Here is a 7,523-nt window from a genome sequence, read left to right on the forward strand (position 1 = left end):
CATGAGCTTCCACTAAATGGTTAGGGAGATTACGGGAAATAGTTTCACAAAACTTAGGCACCACATCTGAAGAAAATAATGGTCTAAACCCAGCTGATGTAAAACCTAGATCTAACCCACCACCACCACAAAAAACCGATACATAAGTTAATTCATTAGATGGAGTTACGTGTTCATTTGATACTTTTAAATTCTCTAGAGACCGTAAATATTCATTAGAAGCTATCTTCTCTAGTTTTCCAAAAGCATTCATTTATATCTCAAAACAAAAAAATATCAGGGCTAATGATAAACAAAAAAATACCAATGAGCGTACTCTTTCAATTTTATTAGTATGGTTGGTGTTTTAAAAACCAATTTCAAAATTGATTTAACATAAAATCTCTTATACGCAGCCCAAGTTAATCCTGGGCTTTTTGTTCAATCTGATCCTTGGCCTCAAATATGCCAGGATTGGTAATCCGAATGTTTTCCTGACAATTTCCGCAAAGCATCAGTCCTGCAAAAAGCTGTACGTTTTCCCTTGAATCACAGAAAGCACATGGTTTAGAGAGTTGAATAATATTACTCATGGCTTTTTCCCCTCAAAATAGTTCTTTTGAGCATACGCATTTCCTTGTCTCTGCATACCGCGAATGTCATCTCTTTCTACTTTTAACTGCATAAGCGTACCAAGCAGCATCATGTATACCCCACCAAAATCTTCAAAGAATTTTTTGTTCAGATAATTGGCTTCAGTAAACTTATCGAGGGAATAGTTAATCTGCTTTTCGAAATCATTCACCAATGTTTCAATCCGACTGGCCTGCCGTTCAATACTGGCCATCTGTAAATTACTGGTCAGAAGATCCCGCAGATAAGTCCCTAATTTATCGCCCTTCAACTGAGCCAAACGCTCATATTCTTGTGCGACCTGATTGTCTAATCTGACGGCAACGGTTCGGGTACTGTTCATGAAAAACTCCTATCATTTGTTTTCAATCTAAGCACCTAATTTCTAAAAAGTAACTATCAAATATAAGTAAACACTGTGTTAAATTTTAATGATTACAGGTTAAATATCTAATATAAAAAGAGAAATTCATATAAAAGCGTAAACAAAGGTGATTACAAGCTATCCTATTGTTTTGTAAGTAAATATTGCACTTTATCTGCAACAAAAAGTGTTTACAGCTAAACCTATGAAAAATAATAAAAATCATGCTAAAAGCGTAAACGCTTTCCAGACAGATGAAAAATCGCTGTATCCCTTATAGCATAAGGCTTTGGAGCTTTTATCTTTAGATGCGTGGTGTGTGAACCAAAAATTGCCGGTATGTACCGGCTTCTAATCCATTTAATTAACTTAACTGACAGTAAAGATAGTGCTTGGCCAAAAGAGATCCTGACTATTGTGTTTCTAAGGGAAAATCTATAAGCGGGAATTCTAGCTTACAGATCAAAAATAAAACCCAAGTTAAAACGTTCTCACATACGATTTCAGCCACGTTTTTGCTTAAGATATAGAATCTATTATTGAAATGAGTAATCAGGTCAAAAAACGCAAATGAGCGCCCAATAGAGGCTATTTTTATTCTAATCAGGATGAATAGAGCGAGTGTCTACGAGCGAAGCACCAAAATTCGCATCTCGACTCTTTGAAAAACAGCTTTTTAGGCAGTGAAGCCTAAATAAGCGTAAATCACATGAAGAAAATTGAGTCTAGATCGAGCGGAGCGAGTAAAAAAGTTTTATGAGCGGAGCGAATTCCAAGTTGCTTTTGCTCTTGCCTTTGCTTTTCTTAAAGTCACAACCAGATGATTTAAAAAATTGCCCCAGGAATCGAGCGAAAGCGAGATTCAATAGAGTTTGAGCGAAGCGAAAACCAAGGGCAATTTTTCATTCCCTTGGCTTTTAATAATTTTAAAGTTTTTAAATGCTTTTAGACTAGCTAAAAGCCTTGATAAACAAGCATTTCAACCTCTATATGTCCACGTTTACCTTGCAATATGTCCACGTTTACCTTGCAATATGTCCACGTTTACCTTGCAATATGTCCACGTTTACCTTGCATAAGTACACAAATAATATTAATGTGGATTTATACACAATAAAAAATTAGTGGTCATGAGAGATTTAATCGTAAAAGATAATGCTTTAATAAACGCTAGCTATAACCTAGATTTAGTAGAACAACGCTTAATTTTATTGGCTATTGTTGAAGCTCGCGAAAGTGGTAAAGGAATTAATGCCAATGATCCATTAGAGATCCATGCAGATAGTTATATCAATCAATTTGGTGTACACCGAAATACAGCCTATCAAGCGTTAAAAGATGCCTGTAAGGATCTATTTGCTCGTCAATTTAGCTATCAAGAAAAAAAAGCGAATGGGAATACAAGAAATGTTATGAGTAGATGGGTCTCTCAAATTGCCTATAACGATAATGAAGCAATCGTTGACCTAATTTTTGCTCCTGCAGTAGTTCCATTCATAACCAGATTAGAAGAACAATTTACGAAATATGAGTTACAACAAGTGCGTAGTCTTAGTAGTGCTTATGCCATTCGTTTATATGAGCTTTTAATTCAATGGCGAAGTGCAGGAAAAACTCCTTTTATAGAGCTACAAGATTTTAGAAAAAAATTAGGTGTTCTTGATAATGAATATCTAAGAATGGCCCATTTAAAAGAACGTATTTTAGAACTATCAATTAAACAAATAAATGAACATACGGATATCATTGTAGAATATCAGCAGCATAAAAGAGGTCGATCAATTGCTGGATTCTCTTTTACCTTTAAGCAAAAAAAGAACAGCCCATCAATAGAAAGAGATCCAAATACTTTCTACTTTTCTTCAAAAATGACCGATGCTCAACGGCATATGTTTGCAAATAAACTTTCGGAATTACCTGAAATGAGTAAATACTCCCAGGGAACGGAAAGCTATCAACAATTTGCCATACGCATTGCAGAAATGCTTCAAGACCCTACTAAACTTGAGGAGTTATATCCTTATCTTAACAAAGTTGGGTTCAAAGCTACCTAGATTATAGACTTGATCATTTGTCTATTAGACAGTCTAATAGACATCAACTTTTGACAAGATTAGGCATAGTTTTACACCATGAAAAGTCTTTCAGTTCTTGAATTATCCAAACTTTACAACATAAACAGACAAACGATTTACAACCATATAAATAAAGGAATTTTAAGTAAAAATTCTGATAATAAAATCGACTTAGCTGAGGCTATTCGAGTATTTGGGGAACCAATTAAAAAAAATGATGTAAAAGAAACTGTAAAAGTAGACACCACAAATTCGGCGGAAGTTTTACTGCTTAGACAACAGATAGACATGCTAAAAAATCAACTTGATGATGCAAAAGATAGAGAGTCGTTCTATCAAAATCAAATTGAAACAATGCAACGCCTATTAGAAGCGCCAAAAACCAATATGACTACGTTTACCGATCAAGAGCCGATGCAACCCAGCACGGCTACAACAGACGTTAAACATGACGGATTGACTACTCCGGTTGAAACAGAAAACCCACGGATTCCAGTACCGGAGCATGTAGAGCCTGAACCGGAGAAACGAGGCTTCTGGAGCCGATTCTTTAAGCCGTATGGCTGATCTGATTATCCGGTGCTGCTAATTAAAGGCGTGGAACTTTGGCTAAATATTAGGCGTGGAACGTGAATAATCGACAAAAAAGCCCTGCTCGGTAGGTCAGGGCTTTTTAATACAGCTTAAGCGATTGATTTAAAACAACTTAAAAAGAGCATTTCGCATAAGGTGTATTATGTTAATTTTAGGAAAATTAAAAATATACATAGTGAGCTCTCTTTAGATTAATATATTTCCTAGTTTCTAAAATATAGTAAAAATAATATGGCTGGAATGTTTCTAACTGAGAAGCGGATGTATGATTTTAAAAAAAGTGAAGAGCGTACAAATGCTCAGTTAAAAAGAGCGGGGATGAAAAACTTTCACACCTATCCAATTATTTGTGGATGCCCAGATCCAACATGTGGTGGTTGGCATCAGGTTGATTTATCACGTCCATTACCGACAAGCGAAAAGTGTGATGAGATATTAAAGCATCATAATCAGGCTAAAAAGAAGAAAAAATCATAGTCGAATCAATCTATTTAACATAATGGGCGTTATGCGAAATGCATTGTAAAAATACTTTGTTTTTCAATTATTTAAAAATTTTTAAGCGATCTAAGAAATAGCAAAAAGCTGACTTGGAAACATATCGGCTTTTTTATGAGCAAAAATGGAATATTCTGCCAACAAAATCGATTAATAAATGATCAAAAATCGATTTTCTATGATTTCTAAAGCCTTCTCCAGAGCTATTTTATCCCCATTTTATGCGGACAACTCTTGGGATAATTTACTTGCAATGTGTATCCGATCGAATACAATATTGAGAGAAGGTTAAGGAATGCTCATGATTGAAATTAAACGTCTGCCTGAATTTGATGAATGGCTAGATGGCATTAAAGACAATATGACCCGAATCCGTTTGAATCGTCGATTAGATAAGGTTCAACGTGGTAATTGGGGAGACATTAAGCCCTTGCAAGATGGGGTTTGGGAAATGAGAGAATTCTTTGGTTCTGGCTGGCGAATGTATTATATACAGCATGGTGATGTCGTGATCGTAATGCTTGGTGGCGGAGATAAATCAACCCAGCAAGATGACGTTAAACGAGCAGTCAAATTATCGAAAACATTGGAGGATTGAAAATGGTTAAAGTGGCTGACTTACCAAGTTTTGATATGGCTGAGTCTCTCAAAACAGAAGAAGATATCGTGATGTATCTTAATATGGTTCTTGAGGACAATGATCCTGCAGAATTAGCTCATGCTCTTGGCGTTATTGCTAAAGCAAGAGGAATGACTCAGATTGCTAAAGAGGCTGGTATTGGCCGTGAAGCCCTTTATAAAGCCCTTCGTCATGATTCAGCACCTCGTTTTGATACAATCAATCGTGTTGTGAGTGCCTTAGGGTTAAAACTTACAGTGCAGAATGCTTAGAGCGAAGAATAGTAAAATGGGAGCTCAAGGCTCCCATTTTTGATTTCGCATAAGCAGTATTATGTTAATTTTAGAAAAATTAAAGATTTACCAATATTCATGGCTCTTACTAGATTTTGAACAAAAACTTTCATGAAATATATCCGAAGTACATATTAGTCCTAAATCTAAATGATTAGTCAGGAAATCAACATTCCAATTACTCTTCATAATTTTTTGATTTATAACAATAATTTTATCATCACAAGGAATTTTTTCTTGTTTAAACCTATAGTCATATTCCAAGATTTGACCTATTGCTAACCTTAAACGACTTTGTAAGTTTCTTGGTAATATTGTTTTTACCTCAAACATAGCGGTATTGCCATCTGGCCAATGGGCATAAATATCAACTGAAGATGGATCTAACTGGACTTTTGCCCCTTGAGTGATAAATTTACTACTCAACTTATCAACAATCTGCTCGTGCAAAATATGTTTAGCTTTTCTTTTTTGAATCCCTTTTTGCAAATTATTTAAAAGCTTTTGTAATTCCTGAGGCGATTTAATTATATCTTCTAAGTTACTAATATTTGATAGATCTAAGCTTTCAAACTCTTTTAATCGGACTGTAAAATTACTGTCAACAACATCCTCATCACCTTCTAACCCATTAATATAGTTAGCTTTAACGTATTCTTCTGTGTGTTCACCAAATATAAGCTCCTCATCAGGTATATTTCCGTAAAAATCAAACCATGTTTTCCTAGTTTCTATTGACGTATCACTAGGAACCCAAAAATCTTTGTTTTCATAGACATTTACAATCTCCTCGCACGACAAAATAAATAAAGGATCTAAAGACTTTAATCTTAAAATTTTATTATTATCTAATTGAAATAAATCGCTTTTACTTAAAAACTTCATCCAATCCTGAACGTTACGACGGCTATGTCTAAACTTATTTATATCTAATTTTTCTGTTCCTAACCTATTTTTTATAATTACGGCCACACATCTTTCCCACTCGTCCTGTCTTTTGACAGGGATTAAAAAGTGTTGGATCTCATCAGTCGATAATTCCGGTGAAAAACCCTTTTTATTCAGCTCTATTAATATTCTTAAAACTAAAACAGTTGGTCTAAATAGAACTCCTTGATCTAGCTGTAAGGTAATTAATGTATCGGGAACTTTAAAACCATTATTTGACAAGTCTGATTTTAGACCACTTTGGATAGTTGATTTTTGGCCATTGGGATATTGATACCTTAAAGCTTGCAGGGTAATAAGCTCTGAAAAACCAATATCACCTGATAGATAGGAATAACCTAATTTAGTAATAGCTAATTTTCTAGAAACTCTTGTGGAATAAATCAAACCTAATTCAGCTAATATTTGTTGATAATCTCTCCAAGCATCATCTTTACCATCTCTTTCATTAGGAGTTAAAACTCCTTCTTTGACCATGATTTCAGTTAAACTTTTGCCAAAGTCTAATCCTCCAACAAACATACTTGCCGCTTCTAACATTTTATAAAGGGTGTAAGGCTCAATCCCTACTGCATGTTGGGTAAAAAACCATGTATGTCCAGGATATGGTAAAGGTAAGGTCATTTTATTCCTTCAGCGCCTTTTTAAGTTGTTTTGCTATTTGTTGAGCCATCAAAGGTGGTACAGCATTTCCTACTTGTCGATATGATGCTGTAGGCCCACCTTCAAATATCCACCAATCAGGAAAAGATTGTAATCTTGCTGCTTCTCGAACAGTGATATGACGATGTTCATAAGGATGAATAAATGGTCGTCCTCCCCCTGCTCCGGAGCCAACAAGAATAGTTCCAGAAGGTTTTTCTGGATGAATTCTATCTGTTCTATCTTTTTTATCCCTTTCACCAGGCAGAACTGTGCTATATCGATCAATGATTGCTTGGCTGTGAACTCTAAATATATGATTTTCAACATTTTCTAAATATTGGAGAGCATGTTTAGATGGTATTGGTGGAGGTAATAATAAATTAGAATCATCATTAGCATAGAGCTGTTCTGGCCATGTAAACTTTTCATAAGTTGCTTTGTTTTTAAAGCCTACAGCAATAACTCTTTGCCTAATTTGAGGTACCCCATACCAAGCAGAGTTCAACTTTGTCCACTTAATATGATAACCAGTAGTTTCTGTAAAGTAGTCCAACATTGTTTTCCAATCTTGTCCTTTATTTACAGTTAAAATGCCTGGAACATTCTCAAACAAGAAGGCATCAGGTTCTATCTCTTTAATAAACCGAGCATATTCAAATACTAACCCCCCCCGAGGATCATCGATAGACTTTCTAGATCCTAATATACTGAAGGATTGACAAGGTGGTCCCCCAATTACGATCGAGACGTCTTCCTTCAATCTACTTTTTAGCTCGATGCCAGATAATTCTGAAATATCATGAGCTTCCACTAAATGGTTAGGGAGATTACGGGAAATAGTTTCACAAAACTTAGGCACCACATCTGAAGAAAAT

The 7,523-nt window shown here is 35.2% G+C and carries 10 protein-coding genes; 5 read left to right on the forward strand and 5 right to left on the reverse strand.

Annotation, left to right across the window (positions count from 1 at the left end):
* The 3 genes from RFH42_RS16650 to RFH42_RS16660 form a co-directional block, all read right to left on the reverse strand.
* On the reverse strand, window positions 1-253 hold a 253-nt coding region (locus RFH42_RS16650; RefSeq protein WP_374990849.1), incomplete at its 3' end, for a DNA cytosine methyltransferase.
* 148 nt (window positions 254-401) lie between these two features.
* Window positions 402-572 carry a hypothetical protein gene (locus RFH42_RS16655; RefSeq protein WP_308977055.1) on the reverse strand — a complete coding sequence of 57 codons (171 nt, stop codon included), beginning with the start codon at window positions 570-572 and terminating at the stop codon, window positions 402-404.
* On the reverse strand, window positions 569-955 hold the full coding sequence (locus RFH42_RS16660; protein WP_262774288.1) for a hypothetical protein: 387 nt from the start codon (window positions 953-955) through the stop codon (window positions 569-571). The genes RFH42_RS16655 and RFH42_RS16660 overlap by 4 nt, the downstream gene beginning before the upstream one ends.
* Window positions 956-2,106: 1,151 nt before the next feature.
* Between RFH42_RS16660 and repM the strand changes: the two genes are divergently transcribed.
* From repM to RFH42_RS16685, 5 genes are all read left to right on the forward strand, one after another.
* A complete protein-coding gene (repM, locus tag RFH42_RS16665; RefSeq protein ID WP_308977057.1) occupies window positions 2,107-3,030 on the forward strand; it encodes a replication initiation protein RepM in 924 nt (307 codons plus the stop codon).
* A gap of 78 nt (window positions 3,031-3,108) precedes the next feature.
* Window positions 3,109-3,618 carry a plasmid replication DNA-binding protein gene (locus tag RFH42_RS16670; RefSeq protein WP_308977058.1) on the forward strand — a complete coding sequence of 170 codons (510 nt, stop codon included), beginning with the start codon at window positions 3,109-3,111 and terminating at the stop codon, window positions 3,616-3,618.
* Window positions 3,619-3,876: 258 nt separating this feature from the next.
* On the forward strand, window positions 3,877-4,122 hold the full coding sequence (locus RFH42_RS16675) for a hypothetical protein (RefSeq protein WP_308977059.1): 246 nt from the start codon (window positions 3,877-3,879) through the stop codon (window positions 4,120-4,122).
* Between the two features lie 322 nt (window positions 4,123-4,444).
* Entirely contained in the window at window positions 4,445-4,741 is a 297-nt protein-coding gene (locus tag RFH42_RS16680) for a type II toxin-antitoxin system RelE/ParE family toxin (protein WP_308977060.1), read from the forward strand.
* A 2-nt stretch (window positions 4,742-4,743) separates the two neighbouring features.
* The gene (locus RFH42_RS16685) at window positions 4,744-5,034 is read left to right on the forward strand and encodes an addiction module antidote protein (protein WP_308977062.1); all 291 of its coding nucleotides are present in this window, start codon (window positions 4,744-4,746) and stop codon (window positions 5,032-5,034) included.
* Between the two features lie 87 nt (window positions 5,035-5,121).
* Here the strand turns inward: RFH42_RS16685 and RFH42_RS16690 are convergent, their stop codons facing one another.
* Both RFH42_RS16690 and RFH42_RS16695 read right to left on the reverse strand, forming a co-directional pair.
* Window positions 5,122-6,627 (reverse strand): hypothetical protein, encoded by a 1,506-nt coding sequence (locus tag RFH42_RS16690; RefSeq protein WP_308977063.1) that lies wholly within the window; start codon window positions 6,625-6,627, stop codon window positions 5,122-5,124.
* Between the two features lies 1 nt (window position 6,628).
* Window positions 6,629-7,523 (reverse strand): DNA cytosine methyltransferase (locus RFH42_RS16695; protein WP_308977064.1); only part of this gene is annotated, 895 nt, incomplete at its 5' end.

The organism is Acinetobacter rudis (genome assembly GCF_031157835.1).
In the GTDB taxonomy this organism is placed as follows: domain Bacteria; phylum Pseudomonadota; class Gammaproteobacteria; order Pseudomonadales; family Moraxellaceae; genus Acinetobacter; species Acinetobacter rudis_A.

Coding starts and splice junctions, on each gene's coding strand:
- RFH42_RS16655 (WP_308977055.1), bottom strand. CDS start 572: ATGAGTAATATTATTCAACTCTCTAAACCATGTGCTTTCTGTGATTCA.
- RFH42_RS16660 (WP_262774288.1), bottom strand. CDS start 955: ATGAACAGTACCCGAACCGTTGCCGTCAGATTAGACAATCAGGTCGCA.
- repM (WP_308977057.1), top strand. CDS start 2,107: ATGAGAGATTTAATCGTAAAAGATAATGCTTTAATAAACGCTAGCTAT.
- RFH42_RS16670 (WP_308977058.1), top strand. CDS start 3,109: ATGAAAAGTCTTTCAGTTCTTGAATTATCCAAACTTTACAACATAAAC.
- RFH42_RS16675 (WP_308977059.1), top strand. CDS start 3,877: ATGGCTGGAATGTTTCTAACTGAGAAGCGGATGTATGATTTTAAAAAA.
- RFH42_RS16680 (WP_308977060.1), top strand. CDS start 4,445: ATGATTGAAATTAAACGTCTGCCTGAATTTGATGAATGGCTAGATGGC.
- RFH42_RS16685 (WP_308977062.1), top strand. CDS start 4,744: ATGGTTAAAGTGGCTGACTTACCAAGTTTTGATATGGCTGAGTCTCTC.
- RFH42_RS16690 (WP_308977063.1), bottom strand. CDS start 6,627: ATGACCTTACCTTTACCATATCCTGGACATACATGGTTTTTTACCCAA.